The 20,402-nt window shown below is 66.1% G+C and carries 14 protein-coding genes; 4 read left to right on the top strand and 10 right to left on the bottom strand.

Annotated features, from left to right (window positions below; all coding sequences use genetic code 11):
- Positions 1 to 213: 213 nt before the first annotated feature.
- Complete coding sequence (locus ACT6QU_RS17685; RefSeq protein ID WP_444564302.1) at positions 214 to 936, bottom strand: beta-ketoacyl-ACP reductase; 723 nt, start codon at positions 934 to 936, stop codon at positions 214 to 216.
- A gap of 115 nt (positions 937 to 1,051) precedes the next feature.
- Positions 1,052 to 2,239: an acetyl-CoA C-acetyltransferase gene (locus ACT6QU_RS17680; protein ID WP_444564301.1), complete on the bottom strand. Its 1,188-nt coding sequence runs from the start codon at positions 2,237 to 2,239 to the stop codon at positions 1,052 to 1,054.
- 195 nt (positions 2,240 to 2,434) lie between these two features.
- Here ACT6QU_RS17680 and phaR point away from each other — a divergent pair, with 195 nt between their 5' ends.
- On the top strand, positions 2,435 to 3,043 hold the full coding sequence (phaR, locus tag ACT6QU_RS17675) for a polyhydroxyalkanoate synthesis repressor PhaR (protein ID WP_444564300.1): 609 nt from the start codon (positions 2,435 to 2,437) through the stop codon (positions 3,041 to 3,043).
- 209 nt (positions 3,044 to 3,252) lie between these two features.
- On the opposite strand, the gene ACT6QU_RS17670 is transcribed toward phaR, so the two are convergent.
- Complete coding sequence (locus tag ACT6QU_RS17670) at positions 3,253 to 4,842, bottom strand: gamma-glutamyltransferase family protein (protein ID WP_444564299.1); 1,590 nt, start codon at positions 4,840 to 4,842, stop codon at positions 3,253 to 3,255.
- Between the two features lie 181 nt (positions 4,843 to 5,023).
- On the opposite strand from ACT6QU_RS17670, the gene pyc reads away from it, so the two are divergent.
- Positions 5,024 to 8,485 (top strand): pyruvate carboxylase, encoded by a 3,462-nt coding sequence (gene pyc / locus ACT6QU_RS17665; protein WP_444564298.1) that lies wholly within the window; start codon positions 5,024 to 5,026, stop codon positions 8,483 to 8,485.
- A 54-nt stretch (positions 8,486 to 8,539) separates the two neighbouring features.
- Here the strand turns inward: pyc and ACT6QU_RS17660 are convergent, their stop codons facing one another.
- Positions 8,540 to 9,397 (bottom strand): SH3 domain-containing protein, encoded by an 858-nt coding sequence (locus tag ACT6QU_RS17660; RefSeq protein ID WP_444564297.1) that lies wholly within the window; start codon positions 9,395 to 9,397, stop codon positions 8,540 to 8,542.
- A 267-nt stretch (positions 9,398 to 9,664) separates the two neighbouring features.
- On the opposite strand from ACT6QU_RS17660, the gene ACT6QU_RS17655 reads away from it, so the two are divergent.
- Entirely contained in the window at positions 9,665 to 10,822 is a 1,158-nt protein-coding gene (locus ACT6QU_RS17655; protein WP_444564296.1) for an MFS transporter, read from the top strand.
- On the opposite strand, the gene ACT6QU_RS17650 is transcribed toward ACT6QU_RS17655, so the two are convergent.
- On the bottom strand, positions 10,804 to 11,688 hold the full coding sequence (locus ACT6QU_RS17650) for a LysR family transcriptional regulator (protein WP_444564295.1): 885 nt from the start codon (positions 11,686 to 11,688) through the stop codon (positions 10,804 to 10,806). The genes ACT6QU_RS17655 and ACT6QU_RS17650 overlap by 19 nt on opposite strands.
- Before the next feature lie 107 nt (positions 11,689 to 11,795).
- Here ACT6QU_RS17650 and ACT6QU_RS17645 point away from each other — a divergent pair, with 107 nt between their 5' ends.
- Positions 11,796 to 12,740, top strand: coding sequence for an NmrA family NAD(P)-binding protein (locus ACT6QU_RS17645; protein WP_444564294.1), 945 nt, complete (start codon positions 11,796 to 11,798; stop codon positions 12,738 to 12,740).
- Positions 12,741 to 12,826: 86 nt separating this feature from the next.
- On the opposite strand, the gene ACT6QU_RS17640 is transcribed toward ACT6QU_RS17645, so the two are convergent.
- The 5 genes from ACT6QU_RS17640 to ACT6QU_RS17620 all read right to left on the bottom strand — a co-directional run bounded on the left by ACT6QU_RS17640 (position 12,827) and on the right by ACT6QU_RS17620 (position 20,398).
- Positions 12,827 to 12,985 (bottom strand): DUF3309 family protein, encoded by a 159-nt coding sequence (locus ACT6QU_RS17640; protein ID WP_035449682.1) that lies wholly within the window; start codon positions 12,983 to 12,985, stop codon positions 12,827 to 12,829.
- 107 nt (positions 12,986 to 13,092) lie between these two features.
- Positions 13,093 to 16,239 (bottom strand): efflux RND transporter permease subunit, encoded by a 3,147-nt coding sequence (locus ACT6QU_RS17635; RefSeq protein ID WP_444564293.1) that lies wholly within the window; start codon positions 16,237 to 16,239, stop codon positions 13,093 to 13,095.
- An 11-nt stretch (positions 16,240 to 16,250) separates the two neighbouring features.
- Complete coding sequence (locus ACT6QU_RS17630; protein WP_444564292.1) at positions 16,251 to 17,387, bottom strand: efflux RND transporter periplasmic adaptor subunit; 1,137 nt, start codon at positions 17,385 to 17,387, stop codon at positions 16,251 to 16,253.
- A 168-nt stretch (positions 17,388 to 17,555) separates the two neighbouring features.
- A complete protein-coding gene (locus ACT6QU_RS17625; protein WP_444564291.1) occupies positions 17,556 to 18,125 on the bottom strand; it encodes a hypothetical protein in 570 nt (189 codons plus the stop codon).
- Entirely contained in the window at positions 18,122 to 20,398 is a 2,277-nt protein-coding gene (locus tag ACT6QU_RS17620) for a molybdopterin cofactor-binding domain-containing protein (protein ID WP_444836714.1), read from the bottom strand. Before ACT6QU_RS17620 ends, ACT6QU_RS17625 begins: the two co-directional genes overlap by 4 nt.
- Positions 20,399 to 20,402 lie beyond the last annotated feature (4 nt).

Here is a 20,402-nt window from a genome sequence, read left to right as displayed (position 1 = left end):
ATCAATCGCCAGTTCACGCCGCCGCACACCTGCGACCGCATCAACGCAAGCGCGTCGGGAATTTCGCAACGATCCCCACAAGGGGGAGGGAGGGCGTCCCCGCCGCGTCCTTCCCTGCAATCTTGGCGCTTCGCTGAAGGGATATATTGGCGTGCATGGCCTCCCTCCCCCTTGTGGGGAGGGATACAGGGTCGGGGTCTCTCTTCGAGAAAATCAGACGAAGAACTGGCCGCCATTGGCCGAAATGGTGGAGCCGGTGATGAAGCCGGCTTCGTCGGAGGCCAGGAACACGACGCAGCGGGCGATTTCGTCGGGCTCGCCGAGGCGGCCGACGGGGATTTGCGAAATGATGCTCTCGCGCACCTTTTCCGGCACGGCCATCACCATGTCGGTGCCGATATAGCCGGGGCAGATGGCGTTGACGGTGATGCCGGCCTTGGCGCCTTCCTGGGCGAGCGCCTTGGTGAAGCCGAGGTCACCGGCCTTGGCGGCGGAATAGTTCGCCTGGCCCATCTGGCCCTTCTGGCCGTTGATCGAGGAGATGTTGACGACACGGCCGAACTTGCGCTCGCGCATGCCGGTCCAGACGGGATGCGTCATGTTGAAGAGGCCGGTCAGGTTGGTGTTGATCACCTCGTTCCACATGTCGGGCGTCATTTTGTGGAACATGGCGTCGCGCGTGATGCCGGCATTGTTGACCAGCACGTCGATCGGCCCGATCGCAGCCTCGACCTTTTCGATGCCGGCCTTGCAGGCATCGTAGCTCGACACGTCCCACTTGAAGACGGGAATGCCGGTCTCCTTCTTGAAGGCCTCGGCCTTTTCGTCATTGCCGGCATAGGTCGCGGCGACTTTGTAGCCAGCATTCTGGAGCGCAACGGAAATCGCCGCGCCGATGCCGCGCGAGCCGCCGGTGACGAGTGCTGTTCGGGTCATGTGGTCTCCTCCCATTTTGTCGGGGGAGTAGGGGAGTAAGGGAGTAGGGGAATAGGGAAGTCCAAGCGGCTCCCTACTCTCCTAATGCCCTACTCCCCTACTCCCGTCATTCTCTTCAGTTGATCGCTTCCACGCACATCGCGACGCCCATGCCGCCGCCGATACAGAGCGTGGCGAGGCCCTTTTGCGCGCCGCGGCGCTTCATTTCGAAGAGCAGCGTGTTGAAGACGCGGGCGCCGGACGCGCCGATTGGGTGGCCGATGGCGATGGCGCCGCCATTGACGTTCACGATCTCCGGATTCCAGCCCATATCCTTGTTGACCGCGCAGGCCTGCGCGGCGAAGGCTTCGTTGGCTTCGATGAGATCGAGGTCGGAGACCGACCAGCCGGCCTTTTCGAGCGCCTTGCGCGAGGCGGGGATCGGGCCGGTGCCCATGATCTGCGGATCGACGCCGGCGGTCGCCCAGGAGACGATGCGCGCGAGCGGGGTGATGCCGCGGCGCTTGGCTTCCGCCTCGCTCATCAGCACGACCGCGGCGGCGCCGTCATTGATGCCGGATGCGTTGGCGGCGGTGACCGTGCCTTCCTTGTCGAAGGCGGGCTTCAGCTTGGCCATGGCGTCGAGCGTCGCGCCGTGGCGGATGTATTCGTCGTCCTCGACGATGGTGTCGCCCTTGCGGCCCTTGATCGTGACCGGGACGATCTCGTCCTTGAACTTTCCGGCCTTCTGCGCCGCCTCGGCCTTGTTCTGCGAGGCGACGGCGAACTGGTCCTGCTCGTCGCGCGACAGCTGCCACTGACGGGCGACGTTCTCGGCGGTGTTGCCCATGTGGTAGCCGTGGAAAGCGTCCCACAGGCCGTCCTTGATCATGGTATCGATCATCTTGAAGTCGCCCATCTTCTGGCCGGAGCGCAGATAGGCTGCATGGGGGGCCATCGACATGGATTCCTGGCCGCCGGCGACGATGATCTTCGCGTCGCCGGTCGCGATCTGCTGCATGCCGAGCGCGACGGCGCGCAGGCCCGAGCCGCACAACTGGTTCATGCTCCAGGCGGTCGCTTCCTGCGGGATGCCGGCGGCCATCGCGGCCTGGCGGGCCGGGTTCTGGCCCTGGGCGGCCTGCAGGATCTGACCCATGATGACCTCGTCGACATCCTTCGGGTCAACGCCGGCACGCTCGAGCGCGCCCTTGATGGCGATTGCGCCGAGCTCATGGGCGGGAACGGTGGCGAAGGCGCCGTTGAAAGAGCCGACGGGCGTGCGCGCGGCGCTGGCGACGACGATCGAATTCATCTCAGACATGTCGGGTTACTCCGGAACGATGAGGGAGCGCCAAAATGCGCTTTGACGCATTTCTTGCCGTTTCGGCGCGCCCAAGTCAAACCGGGGATGGGTTTACGTGCGCTGCACAAAGCGCTTTCAATTGCCCGCCTTTTGCGCATATCCTCAAAGCTTGCCGAGCGGAAACAGTCGGTTAAATCACTGGGAGCCAGCTACATGCCCGCAAAGAACGATCCGGTGGCCATCAAGAAATACGCCAACCGCCGTCTCTACAATACGGGCACGAGCACTTACGTGACGCTCGAAGATCTTGCCGAAATGGTCAAGCGCGGCGAAGAGTTCACCGTTCAGGACGCCAAGTCCGGCGACGACATCACGCATTCGGTGCTGACGCAGATCATCTTCGAACTGGAAAACCGCGACGGGCAGAACATGCTGCCGATCCCGTTTTTGCGCCAGTTGATCGCGTTCTACGGCGACCAGATGCAGATGGTGGTGCCGAGTTTCCTCGAGCAGTCGATGGTGGCTTTTGCCAAGGAACAGGAGCGCTTTCGCCAGCAGATGAAGGATGCGGTGGGCAAATCGCCGATCGGCATGATGCCGATGGCAGCCGCCCCGTTGAAGGCGATGGAAGAACAGGCGCGGCGCAATGCCGAGATGTTCCAGAATGCCATGCGGATGTTCACGCCGTTTCCGATGCCCGGCGCGGGCGGCGAGGCGGCGAAGGGCGAAGCCGAGCCCGATGCACCCAAGGGCGATGACCTTTCCGAACTGAAGGAACAGATCGCCGCGATGCAGCGCAAGCTGGATCAGATGGGGCGGTAGGTTCGTGCCCCTCTAACGGGTGTCATTCCGGCCGAAATCGAGCAAAGCGAGATGAGAGCCGGAACCCATTCCGTGAATTTGACGGTTACGGAATGGGTCCCGGATAGCCCGCCGGTCGCTTCGCTTCCGCCGATCTTCCGGGATGACGCCAAGACTTGGAGCCTCAGGCGCAGCAGCCCTCATCCTGAGCCCGCCGAAGGACGCACGTCCTACCAACCCATTGCGCAGCCGTCCTTGCGGGGGTCGGAGCCGGCGATGAGGAAGCCGGATTTTTCGTCGATGATAATCGCCTGACCGCCGCCATGGGGGGCCGGGGCGTTCTGGATATTGTGGCCGCGGCGTTCGAGGTCGGCGCGGATGTCGGGGCCGATGCCGGTTTCTGCGTTGAGGATCGTGCCGGTGTCGTTCCAGAAGATGCGGGCGTCGTCGATGGCTTCCTGCGGGTCCATGCCGTGGTCGGCGATGTTGGACAGAACATGGGCGTGGCCCATGGGCTGGTAGTCGCCGCCCATGACGCCGAAGGAGATCGCGGCCTTGCCGCCCCGGGTCGCCATTGCGGGGATGATCGTGTGCATCGGCCGCTTGCCGGGGCCGATCTCGTTTGGATGGCCGGCTGCGAGCGAGAAGCCGGCGCCGCGGTTCTGCAGGGTGATGCCGGACTTCTCCGTCACGACCTTGGAGCCGAAGCCGTGATAGGTCGAGTTGATGAAGGAGACCGCGCGGCGATCGCGGTCGACGACCGTCAGGTAGACGGTGTCGGAGGACGGCATTTCGGGCGGCGCGACGTTCTCGTTGCGGCGGGCGATGTCGATGCGGGCGGCGAGCGCGTCGATGTAGGCGTCGGACAGAAGCTGCTCGGGCGTGACTGGCATCGTCCTCGGGTCGGCGACGAGGTGGTCGCGGACCGAATAGGCGAGGCGGGCGGCTTCGATTTCCATGTGGACGCGGTCGGCCGAATCCGGCGCGAGGCGGCCGGTGTTTAGCTTTGCCATCAGGCGCAGGAGGATCAAAGCGGTGATGCCCTGGCCGTTGGGCGGGATTTCGTGGACGTCGTAATCGCCGTAGCGCGTCGCAATCGTGTCGACCCAGTCGGCCGAGACGGCGGCGAGGTCTTCTTCGGTCAGGAGGCCACCGAGCGACTTGACGGTCGCGGCGATCTCGGCGCCGATCTCGCCTTGGTAGAAGGCGCTCGATCCGCTCTTCGCAATCGCGCGAAAGGTGGCGGCCAGCGCTGGTGCCGAGTGGCGCGAGCCCACCGGCGGGGCCTTGCCGTCGACGAGGTAATGCTTCGCGCCGCCAGTATCCTTTGACAGAAGGTCGACGGCCTTCGGCCAGTCGAGCGCGACACGGCCGTGGACGGCATAGCCCTCCTCGCCATAGCGGATGGCGTCGGCGAAGAGTTCGTCGAAGCCCTTGGTGCCGAAGCGGTTCGACAGCTTCTCCCACGCGTCGATGGCGCCGGGGACGGTGATCGGCAGCGCGCCGTGCTCGGGCATGGCGTTCAAGCCCTTGGCGCGGAACCATTCGGGATCTGCCGCCATCGGCGCGCGGCCGGAGCCGTTGAGGCCGTGGATCTTGCCGTCTGGCTCGGCGAGGATGACGAAGCAATCGCCGCCGATGCCGGTCATGTGCGGTTCGACCACGCAGAGTGTCGCGCAGGCGGCGATGGCCGCATCGACGGCGTTGCCACCTGAGCGCAGCACGGAGAGCGCGGTCATGGTGGCGAGCGGGTGCGAGGTCGCGGCCATGCCGTTGTCGGCATAGACCGCCGAGCGGCCAGGCAGATCGAAATTGCGCATGGTTTTGTCTCTCCCAATTCGGCCCGACGGTCTTGCGGCCGGTCGGGCGATAGTTCGCATGTTCAATTCGGCAAGATCAATGCCGGCCTCGCGTCCGGGCGGCGGTTTTCCATGTTTTGACCTTGCGTCGGTCGGCGTTTGCGCTGCAACATGCGGCCCCATGCATGCCGGAGTGCCTTCCTTGAAGATCAAGAAAATCCTCGTCGCCAACCGATCCGAAATCGCGATCCGCGTCTTTCGCGCCGCCAACGAGCTCGGCATCAAGACCGTCGCCATCTGGGCGGAAGAGGACAAGTATTCGCTGCATCGCTTCAAGGCGGACGAGAGCTACCAGGTCGGGCGCGGCGCGCATCTTACCAAAGATCTGGGCCCGATCGAAAGCTATCTGTCGATCGACGAGGTGATCCGGGTGGCGAAGCTATCGGGGGCGGATGCGATCCATCCGGGTTACGGCTTGCTCTCGGAAAGCCCGGAATTCGCCGAGGCGTGCGCGCAAGCCGGGATCATTTTCATCGGACCGACGCCGGAGACGATGCGACGACTCGGCAACAAGGTCGCCGCGCGCAACCTCGCCATCGAGGTGGGCGTGCCCGTGGTGCCGGCGACGGAGCCGCTGCCGGACGACATGGAAGCGGTGAAGACGATGGCTGCCGGGATCGGCTATCCGGTGATGCTGAAGGCATCCTGGGGCGGCGGCGGGCGCGGCATGCGCGCTATCCGCGCCGAGGAAGACCTTGCCCGCGAGGTGACGGAGGCCAAGCGCGAGGCGAAGGCCGCGTTCGGCAAGGACGAGGTGTACCTCGAAAAGCTGGTCGAACGGGCGCGGCATGTGGAAGTGCAGGTTCTGGGCGACACACACGGCAATGCGGTGCACCTCTTCGAGCGCGACTGCTCGATCCAGCGGCGCAACCAGAAGGTCGTGGAGCGCGCGCCGGCGCCCTATCTCGACGATGCGCGGCGGGCGGAGCTTTGCGGCCATGCGCTGAAGATCGCCGAGGCGACGGACTATGTCGGGGCGGGGACGGTCGAATTCCTGATGGATGCCGATACCGGGAAATTCTACTTCATCGAGGTCAATCCGCGCATCCAGGTCGAGCATACGGTGACCGAGGAGGTCACCGGGATCGACATCGTAAAGGCGCAGATTCGCATCTTGGAAGGCGCCGCGATCGGGACGGCGGAATCGGGCGTGCCTGCGCAGGCGGACATCAAGCTCAATGGTCATGCCTTGCAATGCCGGATCACTACAGAGGACCCGGAGCAGAACTTCATTCCCGATTATGGACGGATCACCGCCTATCGCGGTGCGACGGGCTTCGGCATCCGGCTCGATGGCGGCACGGCCTATTCGGGCGCGGTGATCACGCGGTTCTACGATCCGCTTCTCGAAAAGGTGACGGCATGGTCGCCTTCGGCCGACGAGACGATCCTGCGGATGGATCGCGCATTGCGCGAGTTCCGCATTCGCGGCGTGGCCACGAATCTGACCTTCCTCGAGGCGATCATCGGGCACCCGAGCTTCCGCGACAATTCCTATACGACCAAGTTCATCGACACCACGCCGGAGCTCTTCACCGCCGTGAAGCGGCAGGACCGGGCGACGAAGCTTCTCAACTATCTCGCCGACGTCTCGGTCAACGGTCACCCCGAGGCGCGCGGGCGGCCGAAGCCGAAGGCGGATGCGCTGAAGCCGAAGGTGCCGTTCGTCGGTGGCGACGTGCCGGACGGGACCAAGCAGCGGCTGGACGCGGAGGGGCCGGAGGCATTCGCGAAGTGGATGCGGGCGGAAAGCCGGGTGCTGGTGACCGACACGACGATGCGCGACGGGCACCAGTCGCTGCTCGCCACGCGTATGCGCACCCATGACATCGCGGCGATCGCCGGCACCTATGCGCGGGCGCTGCCCGAACTGCTTTCACTCGAATGCTGGGGCGGGGCGACATTCGACGTCGCGATGCGGTTCCTGACCGAGGACCCGTGGGAGCGGCTCGCCAAGGTGCGCGAGGCGGCGCCGAACATCCTGTTGCAGATGCTTTTGCGCGGGGCGAACGGGGTCGGCTACACCAACTATCCCGACAATGTGGTGCGCTATTTCGTGCGGCAGGCGGCGGCCGGCGGCATCGATCTCTTCCGCGTCTTCGACTGCCTCAACTGGGTGGAGAACATGCGCGTCTCGATGGATGCGGTGCGCGAGGAAGGGCGGCTCTGCGAAGCGGCGATCTGCTACACCGGCGACATCAACGATCCTGATCGGGCCAAGTACGACCTCAAATATTATGTCGGGCTCGCGCGCGAACTGGAGGCGGCGGGCGCGCACATCATCGCCATCAAGGACATGGCGGGACTGTTGAAGCCGGCGGCTGCCAAGGTTCTGTTCAAAACGCTGCGCGAGGAGACGGACCTGCCGCTCCATTTCCACACGCACGACACGTCCGGCATCGCGGCGGCGACCGTGCTGGCGGCGGTGGAAGGCGGGGTGGATGCGATCGACGCGGCGATGGATGCGTTTTCGGGCAACACCTCGCAGCCCTGCCTCGGCTCGATCGTCGAGGCGCTGAAGGGCGATGCGCGCGATCCGGGGCTCGACCCCGAATGGATCAGGAAGATCTCGTTCTACTGGGAGGCGGTTCGGAACCAGTATGCCGCGTTCGAGAGCGACCTGAAGGGCCCGGCCTCGGAGGTGTATCTGCACGAGATGCCGGGCGGGCAGTTCACGAACCTCAAGGAGCAGGCGCGCTCGCTGGGACTGGAAAGCCGCTGGCACGAGGTGGCGCAGGCCTATCACGACGCCAATCTGATGTTCGGCGACATCGTCAAGGTGACGCCGTCGTCGAAGGTGGTCGGCGACATGGCGCTGATGATGGTCAGCCAGGACCTGACGGTCGCCGATGTCGAGAACCCGAAGAAAGACATTTCGTTTCCGGATTCGGTCGTCTCGATGCTGAAGGGCGATCTTGGGCAGCCGCCGCAAGGCTGGCCGCAAGGGCTGCAGAAGAAGGCGCTGAAGGGCGAAAAGCCGATTGCCGTCCGCCCGGGTTCGCTGCTCGCGCCGGCCGATCTCGATGCGGATCGCGCGGGCATCGAGGAGAAGCTGGAGCGGGAACTTTCCGACTTCGAATTCGCGTCCTGGCTGATGTATCCGAAGGTGTTTTCGGACTTCGCCGCCGCGCAGGGCGAATATGGTCCCGTCTCGACGCTGCCGACGCCGATCTATTTCTACGGCATGGAACAAGAGGACGAGATCTTCGTCGAGATCGAGCGCGGCAAGACACTGGTGATCCGGTGCCTTGCCATCGGCGAGAGCGACGAGAAGGGCATGGTGACGGTGTTCTTCGAGCTCAACGGCCAGCCGCGGCGGGTCAAGGTTCCGGATCGCACGCATGGGGCGGGCGGGGCGAAGGTGCGGGCCAAGGCGGAAGCGGGCAATGCGGCCCATGTCGGTGCGCCTATGCCTGGCGTCGTCTCGACGCTCGCCGTTGCGGCCGGACAGACGGTTTCGGCGGGAGACGTGCTGCTCTCCATCGAGGCGATGAAGATGGAGACGGCGCTGCATGCCGAGCGCGACGGGGAGATTTTGGAAGTGCTGGTGCGCGCGGGCGACCAGATCGACGCCAAGGACCTGCTCGTCGTCTATGCCGGGTGACATGCAAAAGGCCCGGTCGAAGCCGGGCCTTTGATCACTTGCAGGCGGTGCGGATCAGCGGGTGATGAAGGACTGGAAGATGTAGCCCTTCTGGCCGTTGTAGCTGACTTCGCACCAGCGGCAGTCGGTCTCGGCCTCGATCGAGGCATTGGCCGGTACGACGACCACGACTGCGGCGCCATCTTCCGGTGCTGCGCGCATGTTCACGTACTGGGTGGCCTTGGCGGGGCTGAGGTCGGAGGAGGCGACGGCGGGCTGTGCCTCGACCTGTTCATCCTCGGTGATCAGCGCGGCGTCGAAGGCGCTGCGCTCGGATGCGGCGGCCGTCGGGCGCTCGGGGGCGAAACCGGCGGCGGTGGTCGGAATTCCGGAGGTAACGATCCCGCCGGTATTGCCCATCGCGGTTGCGATTTCAGCGGCAGCGACGGTTTCGTCGACCGCCTGCTTGAGCGCGGTCAGCTTGTCCTCGTCGATGGCGAGCGCGGTGGGGTTCCAGCGCGGGTCGTTGGCATCGAGGCCCGGCGCTTCGGCCTCGGCAGGGGCGCGCGCTGCGGTGGTCGTGACCGGCGTCTCGGACGGGGTGGCAGCGGATGCGCTGGATACCGCCTCGGTTTCGACTGCTTCGGCCGGAAGATTCGCCGCAGAGGCCGGCTGGACGACGGCCGTAGTCTCGACGGCGTCGGTTTCGACCGCGTCGGCAATGGCGACTGTCGGTCCGGGCTGTGATTCGGTCATGCCGCGCATGATGGGACCGGCGGCGAGCGCTGCGACGAGGGCGAGACCGGTCAGACCGATCGCGGCCGGCACGGACGCCTTGCGCAGAAAGCCGCGCGATTTCAGAAGCTGCGTAGCGTTTTCCTGTTGTCCCTCGCCATTCCAGTCGATGCGTCGACGCGGATTGTCACTAGACATGCGGTCACCTTGGCTATCCGGGCTTGCACTGCGCGGCAGCTCCCGGATGGACCGAGCGGCGGCGCGGGCGCGAAGCAAAGTTCATGAATCCCTCTTCGCGTGACCTTAGCATCGATTGTGGCGGTGATGAGCCCGGGTTAAGCACGAGTTAAGCATCTCGGTGCTGTGGCCGACTTGTCACGCAGCAAAACTATTTGTACAAGCCAACTTCAATCGATTTAAATCCATCATTTAGCTCGAATAGCGTATTGCAGGGAGTAACGAAACGTGAATCCGGCCTTTCCCGCCATCCGCTGGGCAGTCGCGCTCGCCTTTTTCGCCAATGGCGTGGTCATCGGTGCATGGGCGCCGCAGATTCCGGCGCTGATGGAGAGGCTCGATCTCACGGAAAGTCGGCTCGGCCTGCTGATCCTGATTTTCGGCCTCGGCGCGCTGGTGGCGATGCCTTGGTGCGGGGGGCTGATCGCGCGTCATGGTTCGCGCCGCCCGCTCGCAGGTTTCGCAGTTCTGGTGCCGCTGGCGCTGCCGGCCGTCGTCCTTGCGCCGGGCTTTGCCAGCGCGGGGCTCGTCATGTTCTGCTTCGGTGCCGTCATCGGCGGCATGGACGTCGCGATGAATGCGAATGCGGTGGCCGTCGAACGCAAGCTCGACCGGGCAATCATGTCTTCCTCGCACGGCTTCTGGAGCCTCGGCGGCTTTGCGGGCGCGGCAGCGGGCGGCGCGTTGTTGCAATCATACGGCTCATTCGTGCAGGCGATCGCCGTCGCGGCCGTGTCGGCGGCGGTCATTGCGGCGATGCTGGTCTGGTCGCTGCGCGATCTGCCGGCACGGAGCACCGAGAGGTCGTCGACGCGCTGGCCGCTGACACCACTTCCCTATCTGCTCGGCCTCGCCGCCCTGTTCGGGATGATCCCCGAGGGCGCGGTGCTCGACTGGGCGGCGCTGTACCTGCAACGCGAACTCGGCTCCAGCGTGGCGGCCGCGAGCCTGGCCTTTGCCGGCTTTTCCGGCGCGATGGCCGTGATGCGATTTTCGGGCGATGCGATCCGCAATCGGTTCGGTGCGGTCGCGACGATGCGTGTCTCGTGCCTCGTGGCGGGGTTCGGTCTGATCGGCGCCGGTCTCTCGCCCGACGCGTCGCTGGCCATCGCATTCTTCGCATTGGCCGGGCTCGGCATTGCCAATGTCGTGCCGATCGCGTTTTCGGCAGCGGGCAACCAGCCGGGGCTGGCGGCCGGCGTCGGCATGAGCGTTGCGACGACGATGGGATATTCGGGCATTCTCGTCGCACCATCGGCGATCGGCTTCATCGGCGAGCGGACCGGCTTCGCGCCGATCTTCGTCGCGCTGGCGCTGGTACTGTTCGCGCTCGCCGCGCTTTCGCGCGTCGTGGCGACGGCCGACCGTCAGAAGGTCATCGCGTAGGTCTTGAGGCTTTCGTGCAGATGGTCGGCCACGCGGCTGATGCGCGGCGAGGTCCGCACGTCGCGGTGCATGGCGAGCCACATCGGCAGGACCGGCAGCGTCATGCCGTCGAGGATGATCTCGACGCCATCGGTCCGGCGTACGAGTCCGCGCTGGGCAAAGCCGATGCCGAGCCCGGCCTTTACCAGTTCCCAGAAAACGATCTGGTTGTCGGTTCGTACGCCGAAGGCATGGCGGTCGATCTCGACGCCGAAGCCGCGAAAACCGGCGATGAGGTCGAGGCCGCGATCATAGCCGACGAGGTCGTGGTCGATGAGGTCGTCCGGGGTTTCGGGCCGACCACGCCGGTCAAGGTACTCCATGGAGGCGCAGGCGCAGAGCGGCAGGTCCGCGATCTTGCGCGCGACGAGGTCGAGCTGCGACGGCTCGACCATGCGGATTGCGATGTCGGCGTCGCGGCGCAGGAGATTCTCGACCGTGTTGGAGGCGACGATCTCGATCTCGATGGCGGGTTCGGCGCGGCGCAGTGGCGCAAGGACTTGCGGCAGCACATAGGCGGCGACGATTTCGCTGGCGCTGACGCGCACCGTGCCGGCAAGCGCCTCCCCGCTGCCGGTCGCAAGGCGCGCAAAGCCATCGGCGGCTGCGTTCATTTCGGATGCGCGCGCGAAGAGGCGCGCGCCCTCCTCACTCAGCGCATAGCCGCGCCGGCCGCGCTGGAACAGGGTAATGCCGAGCTCGGCTTCGAGCGCCTGGATGTGGCGGCCAAGGGAAGGCTGCGACATGGCGAGCCGGCGGGCGGCGGCGGAGAGGCTCCCCGTCTCGGCGACGGCGTGGAACGAGCGGATGAGCGACCAGTCGGGCATGTTAGATATTCGATTTTGAATAGCAACTCACCGAAATTGGCGAATGTCCATTCCTATGCGGAAAGAGGATGATCCGTCCATCGAAACCTCGACGATGGAGACGCAACATGAAAACGGTCGTCATTCTGGGTGCCGGCGGACGGGTCGGAAACGAGATCGCCAAGGCATTCGTCGCCGCCGGCTGGCGGGTCAGGGGCGTTGCGCGCGGCGCGAAGGCGCACGGCCTTGCCGCCGGCGTGGAGCCGGTCGCCGTGGACGCTACCGATCGGGCAGCGCTGGTTATGGCCTGCGCCGGGGCGGACATCATCGCTCATGCGCTGAACCCGCTCTATACCGAGTGGGAGGAAAAGGTGATGCCGCTGGCGCAGAACGTGCTGGAGGCGGCGCGCGTCAATGGCGCGACGATCATGCTGCCCGGCAATGTCTACAATTTCGGGCTCGAGGTCGGCATGGACATGCGGGAAAGCGATCCGCAGATCGGCTCGACTGCGAAGGCGCGCATCCGCATCGAGATGGAGACGATGCTGGCGGAAACCGTACGGCTGGACGGCGTGCGGACGATCGTCATCCGGGCCGGCGATTTCTATGGCGGCGAGAAGCCGGGGACGTGGCTCGACGAGCTGATACTCGCCAAGCTCGACAAGGGCATCTTCACCTGGCCGGGTCCGATGGACCTGGCGCATTCCTTCGCCTACCTGCCGGATTTGGCGCAGGCTTTCGTGGCGGTCGCGGAGCGGCGCGCGGAACTGGCGCCGTTCGAGGTGCTGCATTTCGCAGGGCATACGGTGACGGGGCAGGAGATGAAGGGTGCGACCGAGCACGCTGTCGGTCGGCCGCTGTCACGCCGTGGGGTGCCGTGGAGGCTGCTGCGCGCCGCCGGCCTGTTCATGCCGATGATGCGGGAACTGGCGGCGATGTCCTATCTTTGGCGTGTGCCGCATTCGCTCGACGGGGCGAAACTTGCCGCGCTCGTTCCGGATCTGGAGGCAACGTCGCTGGACAGTGCGATCGAGCGTGTCGTTGGCGACCTGACGCGCAAGAAGGCAGCTTGAAAAAGTAACGCCCGGCAGCGTGGGTACGCTGCCGGGCGAAGGCGTGCTCCGTCTCGCGGAGGGGCGGATCGTTGGCGCGGAAAGCGCTAGATCCGGCCCATCAACACGAGGATCAGCACTACTACCAGGACGACCCCGAGAATGCCTGACGGGCCATAGCCCCAGCCGCGCGAATGCGGCCAGGCCGGGATGGCGCCGAGCAGGATCAGGATCAGAATGATGACGAGGATTGTTCCGACAGACATGGCTAGTTCCCCAACTCTCCTTGAACAGGACGATCCTGTTCCTTGCCGATAAATGCGCGAAGCGGCCTGCGAGTTCCGCAAGGCCGATTCACCAGTTGCTAATCTGCCTATTCGGCCGGCGCGGGGAGCGCTTCGGGGGCCTCTTGCGCCTTATCCTTCGGCTTGCGGCGCAGGAGCCATTGCCAGAAGGTCCGCCGCGTTTCGCCCGGCTTCAGGTGCTCGCGCGTGAACACCATCAGGGCGGCGGGCGTGACGACGAGGGTCAGCACGGTGGCGAAGGACAGGCCGTAGACGATCGCCGAAGAGAGCGAGATCCACCACTGCGTCGACGGCGCGTTGATCGTCGTCTCGTGGTGGAAGAGTTCGAGCCCGAGGCCGAAGGCGATCGGCGCGACGCCGAAGATCGCCGACAGGGCGGTGAGCACGACCGGACGGGCACGCTCGCGGCAGGTCTGCAGGATGGCGTCCATCTTCGACATGCCTTCGTGGCGCAGAAGATCGTAGGTGTCGATGAGGACGATGTTGTTGTTCACCACCACGCCGGCAAGCGCGATGATGCCGATGCCCGACATCACGACGCCGAAGGTCTGGCCCGTCAGCAGCAGGCCCAGGAAGACGCCGATGGTGGACATCACAACCGTCATCAGCACCAGGAAGACGCTGGTGAACTTGTTGAACTGGGCGAGAAGGACGACGAAGATCAGGAAGATCGCGGCGCCGAATGCCTTGGTCAGGAAGGCGCCGGCCTCGGCGCTTTCCTCGCTCGAACCGGCGAGGCGCCAGCGATTCTGGCCCATGTCCATCTCGGAAAGCGCCTGCGCCACCTCGGCCTGGACCTCGGCGACCTGATAGCCGGTGGCGATGTTGGCCTGGACGACGATGGTTCGCTCCGCATCGATTCGGTTCAGAATGCCGGTGCGGGGCTGCGGCTCGCGGGTGACGAAGTTGGAAATCGGCACCGCGCCTTCAGGCGTCTGGACGCGGAGCTGGTCGAGGCTCGACAGGGTGCGGCGGTCGTCGGGCAGGCGCAGGCGGATGTCGACCGCGTCGTCGACGCCGGCGGGGCGGTAGTCGGTGAGCTTCAGCCCGGTGGTGACGAGCTGGACGACGGTTCCGACCTGGCTCGGCGAGACGCCGTAGCGCGCGGCCTTGGCGCGGTCGACCTTCAACGCCCAGTCGACGCCGGGCGGCGGCAGGCCGTCCGAAATCTCGATGACGCCGGGAATCTGCCCGATGCGGGCGGCGACGGCGGCGGCCTGTTCGTTGAGGCCGGACGGATCTGCGGCCGAGAGGCGGACCTGGATCGGCTGGCCGGTCGGCGGGCCGGCCTCGGGAACGCGCACCTGCACCTCGACGCCGGGAATGCCCGACATCTCGGCGCGCAGATCGTTGAGGATTTCGCTTGCCGCCTTGCGCTCGCGCCAGTCGTGGAATTCGTACTGGATGACGCCAACGACGTCCTCGTCGATGTCCTGCCCGCCGCCGCGCGTCTGGCCGACGCGGGTGTAGACGGAGGAGACGCCGGGCCAGCCGAGAAGCCGTTCCTCGGCCTGGCGCGTGGCGGCGTCCATTTCGGCGAGCGAGAGATTGCCGCGCGCGTGGACGTACATCAGGCCGTATTCGGGCTCGACATTGGGGAAGAATTCGACGCCCGCGCCGTACTGCGTGTAGCTGTACTGGACGCCGACCAGGAGCCCGACGGTGAGGACGAGCACCGTCTTCGGGAAGGCGACGGCCTTCTTAACGATCGCCATATAGAGCCCGTCGGGCTTGCCTTCGGGATGGGGTTCGGCCTTGGCGAACATGGCGCCGAGCGTCGGCGTGAAAACGAGCGCGAAGAGCATCGAGGCCGACAGGGTGACGATCAGCGTCAGCGGCAGGTATTTCATGAACTCGCCGACGATGCCCGGCCAGAACAGGAGCGGCGAGAAGGCCGCGATGCGGGTCATGGTCGCGGCGATGACCGGGCCGGCCATGCGGTTGGCCGCAAGCTCGAAGGCGGCGCGCTTGTCCATGCCTTCCGACATGCGCCGCTCGGCGAATTCGGTGACGATGATCGCGTCGTCGACGAGCATGCCGACGGCAAGGATCAGGCTGAACAGTACGATCATGTTGACCGTGTAGCCCATCAGCGACAGTGCCAGGATGCCCATCAGGAACGAGGCGGGGATGGCGAGGCCGATCAGCAGCGAGGCGCGGCCCGACAGTGCGTAAAGGATGACGATGAAGACGAGGATCACCGCGATCAGGACATGGTTCTGCAGGTCGCTCAGGAGCTGGCGGACCATGTCCGACTTGTCCTGGCTGTAGGAGATGTCGATGGCAATGGGCAGCGCCTGCTGGAACGTGCTGGCGACGACTTTCACCTGGTCGACCGTGTCGATCAGGTTGGCGCCGGAGCGCTTCTTGACTTCGATGGCGATGGCGGGGCGGCCGTCGAGACGGGTGATCGTCTCGGCTTCCTTGAAGGTGGAGCGGATGGTGGCGAGGTCCTGCGCGCGCACCACGGCATTGGGCCCGGCGACGATCGGCAGGTTGGCGACGTCCTCGACGGTCTCGATCAGCGAGGGGACCTTGACCGGGTATCGGCCCTCGGCGCCCTGAAGCGCGCCGGCGGCGACGAGGCTGTTGCCGGCATTGACGCCCTGGATCATCTGGTCGAGCTGGAGGCCGTAGGAGGAGAGCTTGACCGGGTCGATAACGACGTCGACCTGCTCGTCGCGCGTGCCCTGCAGCGCGCCTTCGAGAACGCCGGGGACTTCCTCGATGCGGTCGCGCAGTTCGCGCGCGGTCTGGGCGAGGACGCGTTCGGGCAGGTCGCCGGACAGCGTGACGACGAGGACCGGGAATTCGGAGACGTTGACCTCATTGACGGTCGGCTCGTCGACGCCCTGCGGCAGTTCGCGCCGCGCGTCGGACACCTTGGCGCGGACGTCCTCGAGCGCGTTGGAGAAGTCGTAGCCGGGCTGGAACTCGACCAGCACGAAGCCGCCGCCCTCATAGGCCGAGGAGCGCATTTCCTTGACGCCGGACAGGCCCTTCATCTGCATCTCGACGGGGCGTAGCAAAAGCCGCTCCGAATCCTCCGGCGAGATGCCCTGATAGGCGAGGCTCACATAGATGATCGGGATCGCGATGTCGGGCTCGGCCTCCTTCGGGATCGACTGGTAGGACAAGGCCCCCGCCACGATCAGGAAGAGCAGGATCGAGATCGTCAGGCGGGCATTGTCGATGGCGATGCGGACGATGTTCATGTCCGTGAATCCTAGTCGGTGCCGACCCGGGCGACTTCGCCCGTCAGGCTGCGGATCGTTTCCTCGTCGGCCTCGACGGCATTGACCGTGTCGCCCTCGGCGACGAGGTCCTGGCCGGAGACGATGACGCGTGCGTCGGCGGGAATGCCCGCGAGCATGAGGCCTTCGGGCGTGTCGTCGACGAGGTCGATGGGCACGAAGATCACCTTGTTCTCGGGATCGACGGCGCGGATGCCGAGATCGCCGGCGACGCTCAGCGTGACGACCGAGCGGGGCAGGCGGACCGATTCGACCGCCTGGGCGCGCAGCGTCATTTCCGTCGTCATGCCGGCGGGGATGTCATTGTTCTCGTTGTCGATCGCGACCTCGACCTGGAAGGTGCGGGTCTGGCTGGACGCATCGCGCGAGATGTAGCGGATTTCGCCTTCCACCACGTCGCCATTGACGAGGCGGACGTCGGCGCGGTCGCCGCGCGTGACGTAGCCAAGGTCGCGTTCGCCGACCTCGCCGGTGGCGATGATCGGATCGAGCGCGAGGATCGTCGCGATCTCGGTGCCTTGCATGACCGAGCCGCCGATCTCGACATTGACGCGGTCGATCAGGCCGGAAAAGGGCGCGCGGACCTCGTTGCGGGTGAGCTCGGCCTGCGCGGCTTCGAGTTCCGAGCGGGCGGCGGAAAGGGCGGAACGCGCATTGTCGGCCTGGAGCCGCGGCAGGGAGCCGGACTGGACGAGCCGTTCGGCGGCCTGCGCTTCGGCCTCGCGCTGCGACAGCAACTGGCGCGCGGTCTCGACGGCCGCTTCCTTGCCCTCGGCGTCGAGCCGCAGGATGAGGTCGCCGGCCTTGACGGTCTGGCCCTTGGAGATCGGCAGTTCGGCGATGATGCCGGCCGAGCGGGCGGCGAGCACCGAGCGCTTGTCGGCCTCGGTGAGGCCCGACATGCGGATGGCGCGCGAGTGCTCGACGCGCGGCGGACGCACGACGGCGACCGTATGGCGCTTTTCCTCGACCTTCGGGGCGTCGGTCCGTTGCGCGTCGGCCTCTTCCTGTGCCGAACCGACGGACGAGAACTCGCCCGTCGCGACCCAGGCAGCCGTGGCGGCAAACACGGCCAGGGCCGCGAACTTGTGGAACTTGAACTTCGACATTGTCGGTTAATCCGGTTTCGGGACCCGCCAGCGCATCGCGCTTCAGATGGTATCGGGCGATCCCGTCTTCAAACGGTTTGAAGCCACGCGGGCTTCTACATCATCGCGCTATGCGCAAACAGTCACATTTCTTCATCGACCCATCACTCCTGCCAATTACTGGCGCAATCATTCGTCGCCTTCTGCCGGACAGGGCGCACCGAGCGCCGTCCAGCGTTCGAGCGCCGCAAAGGTCTCCTCGGCTGAGCCCGGCGCGGGCTCGCGACCAGGTCCGGGGTCCCAGCCCCAGGCGACCAGCGCATCGTCGCGGACGTGGATCGCGACTTCCTCCAAGTCCATGCCGCCGGTGCGGGCGGGGTCCTTGATCTGGGCGCAGATCTCGGCCGAGCTCTTTTCGAACCAGACCATCTCGGCCGGCGCCAGGTGCCAGTTCGGCGCGCCGGGCGGGCCGTGCAGAATCTGCGCATTCGTTTCCTGATGGCAGGTCTGGCAGGTGAGGCCGGTATTGCCGAAGCCGTCCGGGCCGCGCCGGACGTTGAAGGGGTGGATGCGCGTCGGCCCGTAATGCACGCCGGACCAGCGCGGATGGTCGTCCTCGGTGTGGCAGTTGGCGCAGCGCGGATGGGAGAAGACCTCGTAGATCTTCTGCCATTCGGCGAGGCCCTGCGCTGGGGCCGCTTCCTGCGCGAGGACGGGCGCCGGCAGGGCCAGCAGAGCGAGCGCGACGACGAATCTCATGCGAAGGCGACCTCGCGCGACAGGGGCAACTGGCGAACGCGCATGCCCGTCAGCGCGAAGACGGCATTGGCGAGGGCCGCGACCGAGGTCGGCGTCGACAACTCGCCGACGCCGCCCATCTTCTCGGCGTTTTCGAGGATCGCGACCTCGAAGGTGGGACACTGGTGCATGCGCATGGCGTCATAGTCGTGAAAATTCGACTGCTCGACGCGGCCTTCGCGAAGGGTGATTTCCTGGTTCATTGCCGAGGAGAAGCCGAAAACCGCGCCGGAGACGAGCTGCGCCTCGATGATCGACGGGTCGAGCGCGATGCCGACATCGGCGGCCATCCAGGTCTTTTCGATGCGGATGCCGGCCGGCGTGTCCGCGATCTCGACGATCTGGGCGATCCACGAGCCGAAGGCGAGGGCGAAGGCGAAGCCGCGCGCGCGACCTTGCGCCGGTGGTTCGCTCCAGTTCGCCATTTCCGCGACGCGATCGACGACGCCGAGCGCGGCGGGATAGTCGGCGACGAGCCGGCGGCGCAGGTCGACGGGGTCCGTGCCGCCCGCGACCGCGATCTCGTCGAGGAAGCCTTCGTGGAAATAGGTGTTGAACGACATGCCGACCGAGCGCCAGAAGCCGACCGGCACGCCGAGATCGGCCTTGATGCCGCGCACGCGATAGTTCGCGATCGAATAGGGCTGGTCGTGCGCGCCCTGCGTGATCGTCGCATCGGGGCCGACCGGCGAGATCGACGGGAAGGTGCGGCGCATGACGCTGCCGAGGATGGAGGGCGCGGCGATCGTCATGTCGAGCGCGACCGGCAGACCGGTCTCATCGAGCCGCGCGCGGAAGCGGCCCTTGGCGGCGGGGCGGAAGACGTCGCGGGCAATGTCCTCCTCGCGTGTCCACGTCACCTTGACCGGTCGCCCGCCGGCCGCATCGGCGAGTAGTGCCGCATAGATCGAGAAATCGACCTCGCGCCGGCCAAAGCCGCCGCCCATCTGCGTCGTGTGGACGGTCACGTCCGCCGTTTCCATGCCGAGCGCGGAGGCGCAAAGTTGCGCGGTCAAAGTCGGCACCTGGTTCGGCGCCCAGACCGTGAGCTTGCCGTCCGCGAGCTTCGCGGTCGCGTTCATCGGCTCCATGCAGCCGTGGGCGAGGAGAGGGACGGCATATTCGGCCTCAATGAGGCGCTCGCGCGGGGCGTCGGCGAAGAGGGTTTCGACGTCGCCGTCGTCGCGCATGGACGAGCCGGAGGTCGGGTCGGAAAGCGCTTCGGTCAGACGCGCGTCGATTGCGGCATTGTCGGCCGGGTAGTCCGGCGTGCCCCAGTCGGCCTCGATCAGGCCTGCGGCGCGGAAGGCGGCCCAGGTGTTTGTGGCGAGGATGCCGAAGCCGTGGCCGTAGGTCGAGGATATGGGCACGATGCGGATGACGCCCGGAACGGTTTCCGCTTTCGAGAGGTCGACGGCAGTCGGTTCCTGCCAGAAGACCGGGCTCATCTTCACCGTGCCGAAGAGCATGTCCGGCGCGGTGACGTCGACGCCGAAGACCGGGGCGCCGGTCGCCTTGGCGAGCATGTCGACGCGCGGCTGCGACTGGCCGAGAAGCTTCCACTCGGCGCGGTCGCGCAGCGGGACGTCTGAGGGCGGCTCGATCGCGGCAGCATCGAGCGCCAGCGCGCCATAGGTCACGCGCTGGCCGGAGGCTTCGTGGATCACTTCGCCATCGGCGGTGGTGAATTCTGCGGCCGGAACGTCGAGCCGGCGGGCGGCGGCCTCGGTCAGCATGATGCGGGCGGCGGCGCCGGCCTGCCGCATGCGGACAAAACCGTCGCGGGTGGAGGACGACCCGCCCGTCGCCTGCAGGCCGAGCACCTTGGCGACGGTGCCGAAGCTGCGGCGCGTGACCTCGGCCATCAGGCTTTCGTCGAAGAAGGGGAAGGGGCCGGCTTCCTCCATCATCGCCGCATTGTAATAGGCGGGCGAGGCGGGGCCGTGCTCGACCTTCACCTGGTCGAGCCGCACGTCCAGTTCTTCGGCGACGAAGGCGGCGAGCGTCGTGGCGATGCCCTGGCCCATCTCGGCGCGGGGTGCGATGATTGTGATCGTCTCGTCGGTGCCGATCTTGACGAAGGGATTGAAGGCGACCTCGTCCTCACCGAGCCCGTCGAGAAGCGGATTGGCGTAGGGGCGGCGGACATACCAGGTGCCGAAAGCGACGCCCCCCGCGACCGCGACCGCGCCGACGAGGAAGGTGCGCCGTGTGATGGTGCCGAGCCGCGACATGGCG

The sequence above is a fragment of the Aliihoeflea sp. genome, from assembly GCF_052435475.1.
Classification (GTDB): Bacteria; Pseudomonadota; Alphaproteobacteria; order Rhizobiales; family Rhizobiaceae; genus Aliihoeflea.
The sequence above is the reverse complement of the archived record's forward strand: the minus strand, read 5'-3'. Positions and strand labels throughout refer to the sequence as shown.